16 protein-coding genes are annotated in these 16,607 nt (G+C 72.5%); 8 read left to right on the forward strand and 8 right to left on the reverse strand.

The window, feature by feature from the left end; translation table 11 throughout:
- Positions 1 to 171 precede the first annotated feature (171 nt).
- A complete protein-coding gene (locus ACIRVH_RS12110) occupies positions 172 to 1,206 on the forward strand; it encodes a chaplin family protein (RefSeq protein WP_403951284.1) in 1,035 nt (344 codons plus the stop codon).
- 71 nt (positions 1,207 to 1,277) lie between these two features.
- Here ACIRVH_RS12110 and ACIRVH_RS12115 read toward each other — a convergent pair whose 3' ends face one another.
- Positions 1,278 to 1,466, reverse strand: coding sequence for a DUF5703 family protein (locus ACIRVH_RS12115; protein ID WP_014671721.1), 189 nt, complete (start codon positions 1,464 to 1,466; stop codon positions 1,278 to 1,280).
- Positions 1,467 to 1,513: 47 nt separating this feature from the next.
- Between ACIRVH_RS12115 and ACIRVH_RS12120 the strand changes: the two genes are divergently transcribed.
- Positions 1,514 to 2,218, forward strand: coding sequence for a hypothetical protein (locus ACIRVH_RS12120; RefSeq protein ID WP_403951288.1), 705 nt, complete (start codon positions 1,514 to 1,516; stop codon positions 2,216 to 2,218).
- Positions 2,219 to 2,324: 106 nt separating this feature from the next.
- On the opposite strand, the gene ACIRVH_RS12125 is transcribed toward ACIRVH_RS12120, so the two are convergent.
- Together ACIRVH_RS12125 and ACIRVH_RS12130 are read right to left on the reverse strand one after the other, a co-directional pair.
- Positions 2,325 to 4,505 (reverse strand): helix-hairpin-helix domain-containing protein, encoded by a 2,181-nt coding sequence (locus tag ACIRVH_RS12125; protein ID WP_403951291.1) that lies wholly within the window; start codon positions 4,503 to 4,505, stop codon positions 2,325 to 2,327.
- Positions 4,502 to 5,485, reverse strand: a complete 984-nt coding sequence (locus ACIRVH_RS12130) for an aldo/keto reductase (protein ID WP_403951294.1) — start codon at positions 5,483 to 5,485, stop codon at positions 4,502 to 4,504. Before ACIRVH_RS12130 ends, ACIRVH_RS12125 begins: the two co-directional genes overlap by 4 nt.
- A gap of 174 nt (positions 5,486 to 5,659) precedes the next feature.
- On the opposite strand from ACIRVH_RS12130, the gene ACIRVH_RS12135 reads away from it, so the two are divergent.
- Positions 5,660 to 6,715, forward strand: a complete 1,056-nt coding sequence (locus tag ACIRVH_RS12135; protein ID WP_403951297.1) for an LLM class F420-dependent oxidoreductase — start codon at positions 5,660 to 5,662, stop codon at positions 6,713 to 6,715.
- Positions 6,716 to 6,916: 201 nt separating this feature from the next.
- The gene (locus tag ACIRVH_RS12140; protein ID WP_403951300.1) at positions 6,917 to 7,705 is read left to right on the forward strand and encodes a ferritin-like domain-containing protein; all 789 of its coding nucleotides are present in this window, start codon (positions 6,917 to 6,919) and stop codon (positions 7,703 to 7,705) included.
- Between the two features lie 7 nt (positions 7,706 to 7,712).
- Here the strand turns inward: ACIRVH_RS12140 and corA are convergent, their stop codons facing one another.
- Complete coding sequence (gene corA, locus ACIRVH_RS12145; RefSeq protein ID WP_403951303.1) at positions 7,713 to 8,708, reverse strand: magnesium/cobalt transporter CorA; 996 nt, start codon at positions 8,706 to 8,708, stop codon at positions 7,713 to 7,715.
- 62 nt (positions 8,709 to 8,770) lie between these two features.
- Here corA and ACIRVH_RS12150 point away from each other — a divergent pair, with 62 nt between their 5' ends.
- The 4 genes from ACIRVH_RS12150 (at position 8,771) to mshC (ending at position 12,244) form a co-directional block, all read left to right on the forward strand.
- Positions 8,771 to 9,457, forward strand: coding sequence for a histidine phosphatase family protein (locus tag ACIRVH_RS12150; protein ID WP_403951305.1), 687 nt, complete (start codon positions 8,771 to 8,773; stop codon positions 9,455 to 9,457).
- Between the two features lie 91 nt (positions 9,458 to 9,548).
- Positions 9,549 to 10,139, forward strand: a complete 591-nt coding sequence (locus tag ACIRVH_RS12155; RefSeq protein WP_403951308.1) for a DUF3090 domain-containing protein — start codon at positions 9,549 to 9,551, stop codon at positions 10,137 to 10,139.
- Positions 10,103 to 10,921, forward strand: a complete 819-nt coding sequence (locus tag ACIRVH_RS12160) for an SCO1664 family protein (protein WP_403951310.1) — start codon at positions 10,103 to 10,105, stop codon at positions 10,919 to 10,921. The genes ACIRVH_RS12155 and ACIRVH_RS12160 overlap by 37 nt, the downstream gene beginning before the upstream one ends.
- Before the next feature lie 93 nt (positions 10,922 to 11,014).
- Positions 11,015 to 12,244, forward strand: a complete 1,230-nt coding sequence (gene mshC / locus ACIRVH_RS12165; RefSeq protein WP_403951312.1) for a cysteine--1-D-myo-inosityl 2-amino-2-deoxy-alpha-D-glucopyranoside ligase — start codon at positions 11,015 to 11,017, stop codon at positions 12,242 to 12,244.
- Between the two features lie 70 nt (positions 12,245 to 12,314).
- Here the strand turns inward: mshC and ACIRVH_RS12170 are convergent, their stop codons facing one another.
- From ACIRVH_RS12170 to ACIRVH_RS12185, 4 genes are all read right to left on the reverse strand, one after another.
- Positions 12,315 to 13,364, reverse strand: coding sequence for a PAC2 family protein (locus ACIRVH_RS12170; protein WP_403951315.1), 1,050 nt, complete (start codon positions 13,362 to 13,364; stop codon positions 12,315 to 12,317).
- A 168-nt stretch (positions 13,365 to 13,532) separates the two neighbouring features.
- Positions 13,533 to 14,204 carry a FadR/GntR family transcriptional regulator gene (locus tag ACIRVH_RS12175; protein WP_094216795.1) on the reverse strand — a complete coding sequence of 224 codons (672 nt, stop codon included), beginning with the start codon at positions 14,202 to 14,204 and terminating at the stop codon, positions 13,533 to 13,535.
- Positions 14,205 to 14,282: 78 nt separating this feature from the next.
- Positions 14,283 to 14,735 carry a phospholipase gene (locus ACIRVH_RS12180; RefSeq protein WP_403951317.1) on the reverse strand — a complete coding sequence of 151 codons (453 nt, stop codon included), beginning with the start codon at positions 14,733 to 14,735 and terminating at the stop codon, positions 14,283 to 14,285.
- Positions 14,736 to 14,984: 249 nt separating this feature from the next.
- Entirely contained in the window at positions 14,985 to 16,601 is a 1,617-nt protein-coding gene (locus ACIRVH_RS12185) for an FAD-dependent oxidoreductase (protein ID WP_403951320.1), read from the reverse strand.
- Between the last annotated feature and the right edge of the window lie 6 nt (positions 16,602 to 16,607).

The raw sequence follows: 16,607 nt of genomic DNA on the forward strand, positions 1-16,607 counted from the left end.
CCCGGGGCCCACCCCCCCCACCCCCCCCGCCCGCCGACTGTCCCCGGGGCGCCCACGGCCGGGGGGCGGCCCGGGCCGGCCCGCCCGGCGCCCCGCGCCCGACGGGTCTTTTTCCGCGGAACTCATTTTCGTGGAATGCACGGAGAATCGAAGGCAGGGGGGAATCCAGAAATGCGACAGAGCACCCGCAAGGGTCTGATGACCATGGCGGCCGCCACCGGTGTGATCGCCGCCGCGAGTGGCTACGCCCAGGCCGACTCGGGCGCGGCCGGCTCCGCGACCGGCTCGCCCGGCGTACTGTCCGGCAACACGGTGCAGGCGCCGGTGCACGCGCCGGTGAACGTGTGCGGCAACACGGTGAACGTGGTCGGGCTCCTCAACCCGGCCGTGGGCAACAAATGCGCCAATGACGGCGGCAGCGACGCGGGAGGATACGGCGACTCGGGCGGCCACGGCGGCTCCGGTGGTTCGCACGCGAGCGGCCACACCAGTGACTCGCCCGGCGTACTGTCCGGCAACACGGTGCAGGCGCCGGTGCACGCGCCGGTGAACGTGTGCGGCAACACGGTGAACGTGGTCGGGGCCCTCAACCCGGCCGTGGGCAACAAATGCGCCAATGACGGCGGCAGCGACGCGGGGGGATACGGCGACTCGGGCGGCCACGGTGGCTCCGGTGGTTCGCACGCGGGCGGTCACACCAGCGACTCGCCGGGCGTCGGCTCGGGCAACACGGTCCAGGTGCCGATCGACGTCCCGGTGAACGTGTGCGGCAACAGCGTGGACGTCGTCGGGGCAGGCAACGCCACCACGGGCAACGACTGTGCCAACGGCGGCGGTCAGCAGAGCCGGCCGCCGGGTGGCGGGCACGGCAACCCAGGCGGTCCGGGCGAGCCGGGGCATCCCGGACATCCGGGTCAGCCCGGTCAGCCGGGCCACCCTGGGACCCCTGGCCACCCCGGCACGCCCGGTCAGCCCGGGCACCCGGGAACTCCGGGCCACCCGGGGACCCCGCCCGCCAACGGCGGCCACACCCCCCACGGCTCGTCCCAGGTCGAGCAGCAGGGCGGACACTCCAGCACGTACCTGAGCACCGACCAGCTCGCCCACACCGGTAGCGACCTGCCGCTGGGCCTCGCGCTGCCGGCCGGTGCGGGCGCGCTGCTCGCGGGCGCCGTGCTGTACCGCAAGGCACGGGCCTCGGCGTAGCGCGACAGCGGCCGGAAAACGGAGCGGGCCCTGCCAGGACGGCGGGGCCCGCTCCGTTCATGCGTGCTGTCTCACCACGTGGCCCGCACCTGGCGGATGATTCGCCGGCGCAACCGCACCCTGCGGCTGCCGTCTCGCAGCAGGCTCAGTCGGTCCAACTCCCAGTGTCCGTACTCGGCATGGTCCGTCAGCAGACGTGTCGCCTCCTTGCGGGACACCCCGCGCGGTACGTACACGTCGACAAATTCGTATTCCGGCATCGCATCTATTGTGCGGGCTGGTGCCCGGTACGGATAGCGTCTGCACTATGTCTGATGCTGCGCAGCCCACCGCTGCCGAGGTACGCGCCGCCGCCGAGGCGGTCAAGACCGCGCTCGACCGTCACCTGGCGGCGGTCGAACGCAGGTCGGGGGAGGACGACCCGGCCGTCTACGAGGCGTTCAACGAGCTGGCCGCGGCCGCCGAGGCGTACGACGAGCTGCTCTACGACCGCTACGACGAGGTCACGCCCTTCGAGATCCCCGGTGCGGACGACTCGCTGCCCCCGTACGCGGGCCCCGAGGAACCGAACGCGGTCAGTGTGCTGATCCGACGCGACTACTCCGTGGCGGAGCCCCAGCGGCTGCTGGCGCAGGCCCAGCGGGTCGAAGCGGTGGAGTACGAGGGCGCCGGCGGCGCGGGGGAGGACACCGCCGGTACGGTCCACGGGGCCCTGGGCGTCCTGTTCGGCGAGTTCGAACCGGACGAGATCGCTTCCCGGCACAAGGAGTTCGGCCTGGAGGAGGGCGACTCCACGCTCTGGGTCACGGCCGCGGACGAGCCGGCCGAGCCCGGGGAGTGGCTGGAGGCGCCGTTCGAGCAGGCCGACCCGCAGCGGGTGGTGTGCCGGTTCGACGTCAGCGCGGTGTTCGACGAGGACGTCTCCGACGACATCGACGAGGAGGACGACCTCGAGTTCGACGGCGAGGAGGACGAGGACGAGGACCTGGAGCCGATCGACGCCGAGCGGTGAGCTGAGGCGGCGGTGCCGTGGGGCCGGACATGCGTACGGCACCGCCGGAATCCGCCGCTGTGGACGATCGACCTTGTGACTGATCGCCGTTGCGGCGGAGAGGACGTCAGCCGGCCGACGGGACCTGCGTGCGCAGCAGCGACTGCAGCCGTGTCGTACGGGGCTTGGCCGAGACCTCGGCGACCGCCTTCGGCAGGGCCTGCTCCACACCGTGCACCACCGACAGGTGCCGCTCCGCCCGGCCGAAGGCCGTGTACACCCACGGTCTGCTGAGCGTCTGCGCGGCGTCGCCGGGCAGCACGACCACCGCGGCCGGCCAGCGGCCACCCACCGCCTGGTGCGCGGTCAGCGCCCAGCCGTGCCGTACGCACTGCTCCACCCGCTCCCGCGGTACGACGACGGGAGCGCCCGCGCACTCCAGGTGCAGCCCGTCGGCGTCGGCGTTCACCACCCGGCCCGGAACCGTACGGCCCGGGGCGGGGGAGTAGGCGATCCGGTCGCCGGCGTCGAAGCCGCCGAAGCGGCCGGGGCCCGGGTTGAGGCGTTCCTTCAAAGCGGAGTTGAGCTTCCGGGTGCCCGCCGCGCCGCCGTGGCCCGGGGTGATCACCACGGTCTGCTCGGCCGGAACACCGATGGCCCGCGGCACCGAGTCCGCGACCAATTGCACGGTGCGGTGCACGGCCTCGCCGGCGTCCCGCACCGGGACGATGACGATCTCCTTGCCGGGCGCCTCGACCTGGTTCAGCTCGCCGACGCCGATGCCGGAGACCAGCTCGCCGAGCGGACCGGGGTCCGGGGTGCGGGAGGCGATCTGCGGGCAGGCACGGGCCGCGAGCAGATCGGCGAAGACCCGCCCGGGTCCGGCCGACCACAGCACCACGGGGTCGCCGCTCAGCACCAGACGGGCGCCGTCGGGCAGCGACTCCACCAGCATCGCGGCGCTCTCCACGTCGAGTTGGGGCGCGTCGAGCACGATCAGCAGGTCGAGGTCCAGGGCGCCGTCCGCGTCCCGGCCGGGGCCCTCGGCACCGGACAGGAGACCGGCGACGGTGCCCACGGCCGCTTCCGCGCCCTCGCCCACCAGCGCGGCGAGGCGACGGCTGCCGTCGGCGGTGTGGCAGCCGGCGAAGGCCCGTAGACCGGCGGCGCGGGCGGCGCCGAGCAGGGCGGCCGGTTCGGCGCGGGCCGCCTCGGTGCCGGTGTGCAGCACCAGACCGTGCCCGGCAACCGCGCGGGCCAGCTCGGCAGCACCGCCGGACGCCCCGGCCGCGGCCGCCTCCCACCGCTCGGCAGCTTCCTTGGACGGCGAGTTGACCAGGCGGGCCAGGCCGTCGGCGAGGCTCTCCTCGGCGAGCGCGTACCGCTCCAGGCCGACGAGGACGCGGACCGGGCGCTCCGCCTCCTCGCCGTCCTCCTCCTGCGGGGCCGGGGCGCCGGGCTCCTCCAGGGCGTCCTGGAAGACCAGCGCCTCGCCCTCGGCAATCGTGTCCTGCACGGCCGCGTCCGCGTCGGGCACGCCCCGCTGGGCCAGGGCGGCGGTGAGCGCCGGCAGTTCCAGGGCGGTGTGCCCGGCCAGCGCCGCCTGCTCCAGCAGCCAGACGGTCACCGCGCGGACCCGCCGCTCGTCGTCCGGACCGCACGCCGCGCCGAGCAGCGCCCGGGCGAACCCGTCGGCCTGCTCCGGCCGTACGCCGTCGATCCGCAGCAGCTGCCAGGGGTCCTCCCGGAGCGCGGCGTCGGCGCCCTCGCCGAGGGCTGCCGCCACCTGGGCCGCGAGGGCCTCGGGCGCGCCGCCCTCGCGCAGCACGCTCCGCACGGTCTCGACGGCCTCGGCGGCGGGGGCAGCGGGTGCGGCGGCGGCCGGGGCGGGCTGCGGACGCCGTACGGGCTCCGGGGCGGGGCGGCGCGGGGCCGGCGCCGGCTCGGTGAAGGCCGTGGCGACCGGCTTCTCGCCGCTCTCCACCGCGCGGACCGCGGCGAGCAGGTCGGCGGCCTTGCCGCTCAGCTTGGTGCCGCTCTCGATGGGCCCCTTCCGCTCGGCCTTGCGCTGCTCGATCCGCTCCCGCTCGACCTGCTGCGCGGCCAGCTCTGCCTCGGCCTCCGACCGCCCGGGCGCGGCTTCGCCCTCGGCCGCCTCGCCGGCGGCGGTCTCGCCCTCCGCGGTCTCGGCGGCGGTGGTCCCACGGCTGTCGTCGGCCGCCGTGTCCTGCTCCGGGGTTTCCGGGCTCTCCGGCTTCTCCGGGGTCCCCGGCCCGGTGTCCTCCGTGGTCTCCGGCTCCGTGCTCACAGCGTGCTCCAGTCGTGATCGGGATAGCGGTGCACGGGCGCCGACACATCGTCGAGCGCCCGGCAGATCTCGTCAGGAAGACTAAGCGCCTCCACTGACAACGCCGCCGTGAGCTGCTGCGCGTTGCGCGCGCCGACGATCGGGGCGGCGACTCCGGGCCGGTCCCGGACCCAGGCGAGGGCCACCTGGAGCGGGGTGACCGCGAGCCCGTCGGCGGCCGTCTGTACCGCGTCCACGATGCGCGTCGCGGTGTCGTCCAGATACGGCGCGACGAACGGCGCCAGATGCTCGGAGGCGCCGCGCGAGTCCGGGGGAGTGGTGTGCCGGTACTTGGCGGTCAGCACGCCGCGGCCCAGCGGGGAGGAGGGCAGCAGGCCGACGCCCAGGTCGAGCGCGGCGGGCAGCACCTCCCGCTCGACGCCACGCTGCAGCAGCGAGTACTCCAGCTGTGTGCTGGCCAGCCGGGTGCGGGTGCCCGGTGCGGCGAGCTGCCAGGTGGCCGCCTTGGCGAGCTGCCAGCCGCAGAAGTTGGAGACGCCCGCGTACCGGGCGCGACCGCTGCTCACCGCCAGGTCGAGGGCCTGGAGCGTCTCCTCGAGCGGGGTGTCGGGGTCGAAGGCGTGGACGTGCCAGATGTCGACGTGGTCCGTGCCGAGACGGGCCAGCGAGGCGTCCAGCGCGGCGAGCAGATGGCCGCGGGAGCCGTCGAAGCGCCGGTCGGGGTCGGGGACGCTACCCGCCTTGGTCGAGACCACCAGGTCCCGGCGCGGCACCAGACCGTCCATCAACTGTCCGAGCAGATACTCCGCCTCGCCGTCGCCGTACACGTCCGCGGTGTCGACGAGGGTTCCGCCGGCCTCCCAGAACGCCTTCAGCATGTCCGCGGCGTCGTGCTCGTCGGTGTCCCGGCCCCAGGTGAGGGTGCCGAGTCCGATCCGGGACACGCGCAGGCCTGTGCGGCCGAGATGCCTCTGCTCCATGTGCGCGAGATTACTGGCCAGAACTGGTGCGGTGGGTTGCCTGTGGACAACTCCGTCCGGTGTGATCGGCCCGGCCGGGTGCCCTCCGATCCCCGGCATGCCCTGCCCGTCCGCCCCGAGCCCGCGCTATGGTCTCCGCCAAGGGACGTTACTCACGGGTAAGGGGAATCGGTCATGCAGCTCGGGATCAACCTCGGCTACTGGGGTGCCGGGATGGACGCGGACAATCTGGCCGTGGCGCAGGAGGCCGAACGGCTCGGGTACTCCGTGTGCTGGGCCGCCGAGGCGTACGGCTCGGACGCGGCCACGGTGCTCACCTGGGTCGCCGCCCAGACCGAGCGCATCGACGTCGGCTCGGCCATCTTCCAGATCCCGGCCCGCCAGCCGGCGATGACGGCGATGACCGCGGCGACGCTGGACTCGCTGTCCAAGGGCCGTTTCCGGCTCGGCCTCGGCGTCTCCGGGCCGCAGGTCTCCGAGGGCTGGTACGGCGTCAAGTTCGACAAGCCGCTGGCCCGTACGCGCGAGTACGTGGAGATCGTCCGGAAGGCGATGACGCGCGAGCGGCTGTCGTACGAGGGCGAGCACTGGACGCTGCCGCTGCCCGGAGGTCCGGGCAAGCCGATCAAGCTGACGGTGCACCCGGAGCGCGAGCACATCCCGCTGTACATCGCCGCCATCGGCCCCAAGAACCTGGAGCAGACCGGTGAGATCGCCGACGGCGCGCTGCTGATCTTCCCCTCGGCCGAACACCTCGAGGACACCGCCGTCAAGTACCTGCGGGCCGGCCGGGAGAAGGCCGGCAAGACCCTCGACGGGTTCGACATCTGCCCGACGCTGCCGCTCGCGGTCGGCGAGGACAAGGACGTGCCCCGGCTGGCCGACACCTTCCGCCCCTACACGGCGCTGTACGTGGGCGGCATGGGCAGCCGCAAGCAGAACTTCTACAACCAGCTCGCCCAGCGCATGGGGTACGAGAAGGAGGCCGCCGAGATCCAGGACAAGTACCTGTCCGGGGACAAGGAGGGGGCGGCGTCGGCCGTCCCGCAGGACCTCATCGACAAGACCACGCTGCTCGGCTCGGTGGAGCGCATCGCCGACCGCATGACGGCCTACGCAGCCGCCGGGGTCACCACCCTCACCCTCGCCCCCGCCGGCTTCACGCTGGACGAGCGGCTGGCCTCCCTGCGGGCCGGCACCGAGGCCATGGAGCGCGCCGGGCTCGCCTGACAGGGGGAGTTTTCTGCGGCCGTGGTGGGGGCTCGGGGGTCTTCCCCGCCACGGCCGTCACGGGGAACAACGCGCCGGGCGCCGCGCGGTTACGACCGCGGTGCTCCGCCTTTCGGCCGAGTCGATCCGCACAGCTGTTGCGGCTCCACTCTGTCCGCATTTGACTCGTTCTCTGCGGAATCCTGCAGAGAGGTGTCTGCCATGTTCTCGGCCAAGAGTCTGTTCCAGGAGATCCTCGAGGACGACGAGTCCTTCCGGCTCTTCTGCTCCGTCGCCGCCGGCGGGGAGTCCCAGGGCGGCTGGGAGAACGGCAGGATCTCCGCGCTGGTGCCGCAGAGCGAACGGGCGATGGCCCCCAAGATCGCCCGGCACGGCGCCGACGAGGACAAGCACGGGCGCATCTTCAACGCCCTGCTGAAGAAGCGCGGCCTCACCCCGGTCCCGGTCCCGCCCGAGACCGACTACACGATGCTCCTGGAGCGCGCGGGCATCGGTCTCGCCCACGAGAAGCTCCAGCGGGACGAGCCGCTCACCGTGCGGGACGTCATCGTCTACCTCTCGCACAGCCGGGTCACCGAGCAGCGGGCCTCCGAACAGATGGACATGCTCCGCAGGTACTTCGGCGACCATCCCGAGGTCGGCAGGGCGGTACGGATGATCTCGGACGACGAGGACAACCACCTCGCCTACGCCCACGAGGAACTGCTCCGCTTCGCCGCCGCCGGACACGGCCGGTTCATCCAGCGCACCCTGCGCGAATGCGCGCTCGCCGAGATCCGCGTCTACCGCGACGTCAGCCTCGCCGTGACGGCCCACATGGGCCGCGTCCTCGGCTGGCCGCGGGCCAAGTCTGCGGCCCTCGCGGCCGGTGTCCACGCCGTGTACGCCTACGACCGGCTGGCCGGCTGGCACCGCATGGTCAGCCTGCGCATGCCCGCGCGCCGCAACGCCCTCGGCGGGCCCGCCACCCCCGCCCCCGAGTACGCCTGAGCCGCGCTCACAGCCAGCCGCGCCGCTTGAAGGTCCGGTACAGCAGCACCTCCAGCGCGGCCATGAACAGGATCACCGCCGGATAGGACCACAGCCAGTGCAGCTCGGGCATGTGGTCGAAGTTCATGCCGTAGATCCCCGCCATCATGGTGGGGATCGCCGCCATCGCCGCCCAGGCCGAGATCTTCCGCATGTCGTCGTTCTGTCGCACGCTCATCTGCGCCAGATGCGCCGACAGGATGTCCGACACCAGTCGGTCCAGGCCCTCCACGGACTCGTTCACGCGCGCGAGGTGGTCGTTCACGTCCCGGAAGAACGGCCGCGCCTTCTCGTGCACGAAGGGCACCGCGATGCCGAGCGTTCCGGTACCCGCCAGCCGGGTCAGCGGCACCGCCAGCGGCACGGTGGCCCGGCGGAACTCCAGGATCTGCCGCTTGAAGGTGTAGATCCGGGACGCGGTGTGCCGGGTGCCGCCGCGCTCCGGCTGGAACACCTCGGCCTCCAGCTCTTCCAGGTCCGTCTGCAGCTCCGTCGCCACCTCCAGGTAGTGGTCGACGGTGGCGTCGGCGATCGCGTACAGCACCGCCGTGGGGCCCTTGGCCAGTATCTCCGGGTCCTCCTCCAGCCGGTGCCGCACGGCGGCGAGCGGCGAGCCCTCGCCGTGCCGCACGGTCACCACGAAGCCGTCCCCGATGAAGACCATGACCTCGCCGGCCGACACGGCGTCGCTCTCCTGCTCGTACACCACCGGCTTGAGGACCATGAACAGCGAGTCGTCGTACACCTCCAGCTTCGGCCGCTGGTGCGCCTTCAGGGCGTCCTCCACCGCCAGCGGATGCAGCGCGAACTCGTGGGTGACGAGATCGAACTCCCGCTCCGACGGCTCGTACAGCCCGATCCACATGAACCCGCCGGCCGCCCGCGCCTCGTCCAGGGCGTCCGACAGGTCCTCCGGGCCCTCGGTGCGGTGACCGTCCCGGTAGATGGCGCAGTCCACGATCACGGAGCGCATTCTCCCCTCGCCCGGCCGCCTGCGCATGTCGTGATGCGCTTACGCTGGGCGGCATGCCCACGCTGATCCTCGTCAGGCACGGACGGTCGACCGCCAACACTTCGGGTGTGCTCGCCGGGTGGACGCCAGGCGTCGCCCTCGACGAGCGGGGGGCCGCACAGGCCGCCGCGCTGCCCGGCCGCCTCCAGGGGCTGCCGATCTCCGAGGTCGTCGTCAGCCCCCTGGAACGCTGTCAGGAAACCGTACGGCCGCTGCTGGAAGCCCGGCCCGGGCTGCGCGCCCACACCGACGAACGGATCGGTGAGTGCCATTACGGCGACTGGTCCGGCCGCAAGCTCGCCGAGCTGAAGGACGAGCCGCTGATGGAGGTCGTCCAGGCGCACCCCTCGGCCGCGGCCTTCCCGGGCGGCGAGTCGATGCGGGCCATGCAGACCCGCGCCGCCGAGGCCGTACGCGAGTGGAACGCGCGCGTGGAGCGCGACCACGGCGCCGACGCCGTCTACCTGATGTGCTCGCACGGCGACATCATCAAGTCACTGGTCGCGGACGCCCTCGGACTGCATCTCGACCTGTTCCAGCGGATCTCGGTGGAACCGTGCTCCGTCACCGCGATCCGCTACACCCGCCTGAGGCCGTTTCTCGTTCGTCTCGGCGACACCGGCGATTTCGCCTCCCTTGCCCCGCGCGAGGAACCTCCGGGGGAAGACGCACCGGTCGGGGGCGGTGCGGGCGCACCGTGATCGTCGGGCGCAGTAGGGTGAAGCGACCCGCACAGTCCCCTTCACGCACGGCCCGCACCGCACCCACTCTCGAATCCAATGGAGACAGGACGTGTCCCGTCAGGTGTTCCTCTACGATCCGCCGGACCGCTTCGTGGCGGGCACGGTAGGACTGCCCGGACGCCGTACGTTCTTCCTCCAGGCCACCGCAGGCCCCAGGGTGACCAGCGTGGCTCTGGAGAAGACTCAGGTGGCCGCGCTCGCCGAGCGCATGGACGAGCTGCTGGACGAGGTCGTACGCCGTAGTGGCGGCAGCGCGGCCGTCCCCGCCATGGCCCCCACGGAGGTCGCCGACACCGCCCCGCTGGACACCCCCATCGAGGAGGAGTTCCGGGTCGGCACCATGGCCCTGGCCTGGGACGGCGAGGAACAGCGCATGATCGTGGAGGCCCAGGCCCTCGTGGAGCTGGACGCCGACACCGAGGAAGACCTCGCCGAGGCCGAGGAGCGGCTGCTCCAGGACGAGGAGAACGGGCCCCCCATGCTGCGGGTCCGGCTGACCGGCGTGCAGGCCAGGGCCTTCACCAAGCGCGCCCTGGACGTCGTCAACGCCGGACGGCCGCCGTGCCCGCTGTGCAGCCTCCCGCTCGACCCGGAAGGACACGTATGTCCGCGCCAGAACGGATACCGCCGCGGAGCGTGACCGCCGCCGAACTGCTCACCAGCGGTGAGCTGAAGGTGCGCGGCCGCATCCGCGAGGCGTCCAACGCGGCGCTGTTCTGCACGGTCGCCTACGACGGGCAGGAAGCTTCCTGCGTGTACAAGCCGGTCGCCGGCGAGCGCCCGCTGTGGGACTTCCCCGACGGCACCCTGGCCGGCCGCGAGGTGGCCGCCTACGAGGTCTCCGAGGCCACCGGCTGGGGGCTCGTCCCGGCGACCGTGCTGCGCGACGGTCCCTACGGCGAGGGCATGTGCCAGCTGTGGATCGACGTGAGCGCCGAGGCCGAGCTGCTCGCCCTGGTCGACGGCGAGGAGCCCGAGCCCGGCTGGAAGGCGATCGGGTTCGCCGAGGTCGGCGAGGGCCGCACCGCGCTGCTGGTGCACGCCGACGACGAGCGGCTGCGCCGCCTCGCCGTCCTGGACGCGGTGATCAACAACGCCGACCGCAAGGGCGGCCACCTGCTGCCCACCGCGGACGGCCGGCTCTTCGGCATCGACCACGGGGTCGCCTTCAACGTCGAGAACAAGCTCCGCACGCTGCTGTGGGGCTGGGCCGGTGAGCCGCTCACCCCGGACGCCGTCGAGGTGCTCCAACGGCTGAAGAAGACCCTTTCCGACGGCGGGGAGCTGGCCGTGCGGCTGGCCGGACTCATCACGACGGCCGAAATCGATGCCACGCGCGCGCGTGTCGAGGCGTTGCTGGCCGCCGGCCACCACCCCGAGCCGAGCGGGGAGTGGCCGGCGATCCCCTGGCCACCGGTGTGAGCACATCCGGGCCCGAGGTACAAGAGGGCCCGACAGGCCATCCGGCCCGATCCCGTTCGTATCGGCAGCTCGTGGCCGGTTAGGCTCATGTACATGCATGCCTGGCCCGCTTCCGAGGTCCCCGCCCTGCCTGGTCAGGGCCGCGACCTGAGGATCCACGACACCGCGACCGGCGGCCTCGTCACCCTCGACCCCGGTCCCGTCGCCCGTATCTACGTCTGCGGCATCACGCCGTACGACGCGACCCACATGGGTCACGCGGCGACCTACAACGCGTTCGACCTCGTTCAGCGCGTGTGGCTCGACACCAAGCGGCAGGTTCACTACGTCCAGAACGTCACCGACGTCGACGATCCGCTGCTGGAGCGCGCGGAGCGGGACGGCGTCGACTGGGTGGCCCTCGCCGAGCAGGAGACGACCCTCTTCCGCGAGGACATGACTGCCCTGCGAATGCTCCCGCCCCAGCACTACATAGGCGCTGTCGAGGCGATACCCGGCATCGTCCCGCTCGTGGAGCGGCTGCGCGACCTCGGCGCGGCCTACGAGCTGGAGGGCGACGTCTACTTCTCCGTCGAGTCCGACCCGCACTTCGGCGAGGTCTCCAACCTGGACGCGGCCGCGATGCGGCTGCTGTCCGCCGAGCGCGGCGGTGACCCGGACCGCCCGGGCAAGAAGAACCCGCTCGACCCGATGCTGTGGATGGCCGCCCGTGAGGGCGAGCCCAGCTGGGACGGCGGCTCGCTCGGCCGTGGCCGCCCCGGCTGGCACATCGAGTGCGTGGCCATCGCCCTCGACCACCTCGGCATGGGCTTCGACGTCCAGGGCGGCGGCTCCGACCTGGCCTTCCCGCACCACGAGATGGGTGCCTCGCACGCCCAGGTGCTCACCGGCGAGTTCCCCATGGCCAAGGCGTACGTGCACGCCGGCATGGTCGCCCTGCACGGCGAGAAGATGTCCAAGTCCAAGGGCAACCTCGTCTTCGTCTCGAAGCTGCGCCGGGACGGTGTCGACCCGGCCGCCATCCGGCTGTCCCTGCTCGCCCACCACTACCGCTCCGACTGGGAGTGGACCGACCAGGTGCTCCAGGACGCCGTGGACCGGCTCGGCCGCTGGCGCGCGGCCGTCTCCCGGCCCGACGGCCCGTCCGTCGACGCGCTGGTGGAGGAGATCCGCGAGGCCCTCACGAACGACCTGGACGCCCCCGCGGCGCTCGCCGCCGTGGACCGCTGGGCGGCCCGTCAGGAGGCGGAGGGCGGCACCGACATCGGCGCGCCCGGTCTCGTGACCCGGGCGGTGGACGCGCTGCTCGGCGTGGCCCTGTAACCGCAGGTACGACGAAGGGGCGGTTCCCGGCAAGGGAACCGCCCCTCTTTCGTTGTCCCGGTCCGTCGGCTCAGTCCTCCGACGTGTCCTCGTCGCCGCCCTCGGACGAGCCCTCCGCGGAGCCGCCGGCGGGACCGTCGGCGGAGCCCTCCGAGGAGCCTTCCGCGGCCCCGGAGGCTCCCGGCCTCGGCGGCCGGGGTGGCCGGGCCTTGCCGCCGGGGCTGTCCCGCAGGTACGAGGCGTCCCCGCCGTCCGCCGTGGCGTGCCCGCCCGGCGGGCTGACGTCCCGGCGCCGCAGATACCGCTCGAACTCGCGGGCGATCGCCTCGCCGGAGGCCTCCGGCAACTCGGCGGTGTCCCGGGCCTCCTCCAGCGTCTGGACGTACTCGGCGACCTCGCTGTCCTCGGCCGCCAGCTGGTCCACGCCCACCTGCCAGGCGCGCGCGTCCTCGGGCAGCTCGCCCTGCGGGATGCGCAGGTCCAGCAGGTCCTCCAGCCGGTTCAGCAGGGCCAGCGTGGCCTTCGGGTTGGGCGGCTGGGAGACGTAGTGCGGTACGGCCGCCCACAGCGACACCGCCGGGACGCCCGCGTGCGTGCACGCCTCCTGCAGGACACCGACGATGCCCGTCGGGCCCTCGTACTTGGTCTCCTCCAGGTCCATGCGGAGGGCCAGGTCCGGGTCGGACGTGACGCCGCTGACCGGGACCGGACGCGTGTGCGGGGTGTCACCGAGCAGGGCGCCCAGGACGACCACCAGCTCCACACCCAGCTCGTGCGCGAAGCCGAGCAGCTCGTTGCAGAACGAGCGCCAGCGCATGGACGGTTCGATGCCGCGGACCAGCACCAGGTCCCGCGGCTTCTCGCCGCCGACCCGGACCACCGACAACCTTGTCGTCGGCCACGTGATCTTGCGCACTCCGCCGTCCATGAACACCGTGGGGCGGTTCACCTGGAAGTCGTAGTAGTCCTCGGCGTCGAGCGCCGCGAACACCTCGCCCTTCCACTCGCGTTCCAGATGCGCGACCGCCGTGGAGGCGGCGTCGCCGGCATCGTTCCAGCCCTCGAACGCGGCCACCATGACTGGGTCGATCAGCTCGGGAACCCCCTCCAGCTCGATCACCCAGTGCCTCCTTCCGACGTGCCCTCGCCTGACGTCCCAACCTTACGGCGTCCGGCGGGGGCGTCCGCAGCCCCCCGGGCCGGGGGGATGCACGGATCACTGCCCCGTTCGCCACCTCGGAACACCCCGCCTGTCGACGGGGCGCCCGGCCCGCTTCGCACAGGAACGTCACAGGGTGCTGCGCAGCCACTGCTCAACGCTCGCGATGTGCACGGTGGCCCAGGAACGGGCCGCCTCCGCGTCCCGGTCGCGCAGTGCGGCGAGGATCGCCCGGTGTTCGCGCAGGGTGCGGCTCACCGCGTCCTCCTGGGTGAGTCCCCGCCAGATCCGGGCGCGGGTGGTCGGCCCCGACAGGCCGTCAAGCAGCGAGCACAGCACCGAGTTGCCCGCGCTCTGCACGATGCCCCGGTGGAACTCCAGGTCGCAGGCGACCAGCTCCTCCACCGAGGGCTCGGCGCCGAGCGCGTCCAACTGGGCCGACAGCGCATCCAGTTGCTGCTCGCTGATCCGCGAGGCCGCCATCGCGGTCGCGGCCGGCTCCAGGATCCGGCGCACGGCCAGGAACTCCAGCACCGTGTCGTCACGGTGGAAGTCCACGACGAAGCTCATCGCCTCCAGCAGCAACTGCGGATCGAGGCTGGTGACGTAGGTGCCGTCGCCCTGTCGCACGTCCAGGATCCGGATCAGCGACAGGGCCCGTACGGCCTCCCGCAGCGAGTTGCGGGACAGGCCGAGGTCGGCGGCGAGTTCGCTCTCCTTGGGCAGGCGGTCGCCGGGGCGCAGGGCACCGGAGACGATCATGTCCTTGATCTTCTCGATCGCCTCGTCGGTGACTGCCATGACCGGCCTCCCAGTGGCTCAGACATCGGATGTCTCAGCACATTATGGGGGCACTGGGGAGAGGGGCGACGAGGACCGTCAGCCGAAGGCCTTCACGGCCTGGTAGTACGTCCACGCCGTGCTGGTGCAGGCGGTCTTCGTGGCACCGCTGTAGTTGACGCACACGCGCTTGAGGTCCTCGTACAGGGCGCTGTCGAGGCGCGCCTTGTTGGCGCTGAAGGTGCCGGCCGCCTTGTAGTTGCGGTAGCCGAAGTCGTGGCGGGCGCAGGACATGGCGAAGGGGAAGCCGAACGGGTTGTCCGGCGAGGAGGAGCAGTAGTCGGTCGACCAGTCGAACCCGTAGGCGGACCAGGTCGACTGGTTGGCGCGCGCCGCGGCCCAGGCGTTGTAGCTGGACGCGGTGGTCTGGGTGAAGTTGGCGAGCACCTGGGGCTTGTCGGCCGGAGCCGCGGTGGCCGCGGTGGCGGTGGCGGTGACGGTGATGAGGGCCAGGGCCGAGGCGGCGAGGCCGGTGGCGAGTCTGCGGTGCATCCCACACCTCCATGAAGAACCGCGATCCGTCCGTCGGATCGCGGTTCATGACCATGGAGGTGGCGGCTATAGCCCGCCTTTACCGCCACGAGAGCGCGGCTTCACTGCTTCGCGGCGCACTGCGCGCACACGAAAGGGGCGGCTCCGTCGGCGCGGAGCCGCCCCTCTCTCGACACTCCGGCTCCTCGTGCGGGAGGAGCCGTCCCTCATCCGTTCCGGCCCCGGTCAGGGGGAGGGGCCGGCCGGGGCCTACTTCTTGTCGAGCAGGCCCTGGACCTTGTCGCGGACCTCGTCCGTGGCCACGCCACGGATGGTCAGCGTGGTGCGGCGGCGCAGCACGTCGTCCGCCGTCTCGGCCCACTCGTGGTCGCGGGCCCACACGACCTGCGCCCAGATCTCCGGGGCGTCCGGGTGAACGCGCTCGGCCAGCTCCGGATTCTCGTTCGCCATGCGGGCGATGTCGAAGGCCAGCGAGCCGTAGTGGGTGGCCAGGTGCTTGGCGGTGTCGGCGGCCATGCGCGGGCCGGGCGCCGGGTGGTCCACCAGGAGGCGGTGGGCGACCGCGCGCGGGTTGGCGACACCGGGCAGCGGGAGCTTCTTCGGCAGCGAGGCGATGGGCTCGAAGTCGTCACCGAGCGGGTGGCCCGGCAGCTCCTCCAGCTTCTGCATCACCGTGCGGCCGATGTGACGGAAGGTCGTCCACTTGCCGCCGGCGACCGACAGCATGCCGGCCTTGCCCTCGGTCACGACGGTCTCGCGCTTGGCCTTGGCCGTGTCACCGGGGCCGCCCGGCAGCACGCGCAGGCCGGCGAAGGCGTAGGTGATCAGATCGCGCTTCAGCTGCTGGTCCCGGACGGAGAACGCGGCCTCGTCCAGGATCTGGGCGATGTCCTTCTCGTTGACCGCGACGTCCGCCGGGTCGCCCTCGTACTCCTCGTCGGTGGTGCCGAGCAGCAGCATGTCCTCCCAGGGGAGGGCGAAGGTGATGCGGTACTTGTCGATGGGGGTGGCGAGCGCGGCCTTCCAGGGGGAGGTGCGCTTCAGGACCAGGTGCGCGCCCTTGGACAGGCGGATGGACGGGGCCGCGTTCGGGTCCTCCATCCGGCGCAGGTGGTCGACCCAGGGGCCGGTCGCGTTCAGCACCAGGCGGGCGTTGGCCCCGAACTCCTCGCCGGATATGCGGTCCCGGAGGTCGGCGCCGGTGACCCGGCCCTTGGTGAAGCGCAGGCCGGTGACCTCGGCGTGGTTGAGGACGACCGCGCCCGCCTCGACGGCCGCGCGGACCGTCATCAGCGCCATGCGTGCGTCGTTCATCTGGTCGTCGCCGTACACGGCCACGGCCTTGAGGTTCTCGGTGCGCAGTTCGGGCACGTCCTGCGCCGCCTTGGCGGGGGAGAGCAGGTGGCCGACGCCGTCGCCGAACGCGGAGAGCGCGGAGTAGGCGAAGACGCCCGCGCCGAGCTTCGCCGCGCCGTGCGGACCCCCCTTGTACACGGGGAGGTAGAAGGTGAGCGGGTTCGCCAGGTGGGGGGCCACCTGGCGGGAGACCGCACGGCGCTCGAAGTGGTTCTCCGCCACCAGCTTCACCGCGCCGGTCTGCAGGTAGCGCAGACCGCCGTGGAGCAGCTTGGAGGAGGCGGAGGAGGTGGCACCGGCGAAGTCGCCGGCGTCGACCAGCGCCACCCTGAGTCCGGACTGCGCGGCGTGCCAGGCGGTGGAGATGCCCAGGATGCCGCCGCCGATCACAAGAAGGTCGTACGACGCCTTGGAGAGCTGCTCCCTGGTCTCGGCCCGGCTCGGGTTGGAGCCGGACGCGGGGTGCGTCCCCAGGGCAGGCACGGACTGCAGGGTGGGCTGACTGGTCATTTCGGG

It is taken from the genome of Streptomyces sp. NPDC101165, from assembly GCF_044768135.1.
In the GTDB taxonomy this organism is placed as follows: Bacteria; Actinomycetota; Actinomycetes; order Streptomycetales; family Streptomycetaceae; genus Streptomyces.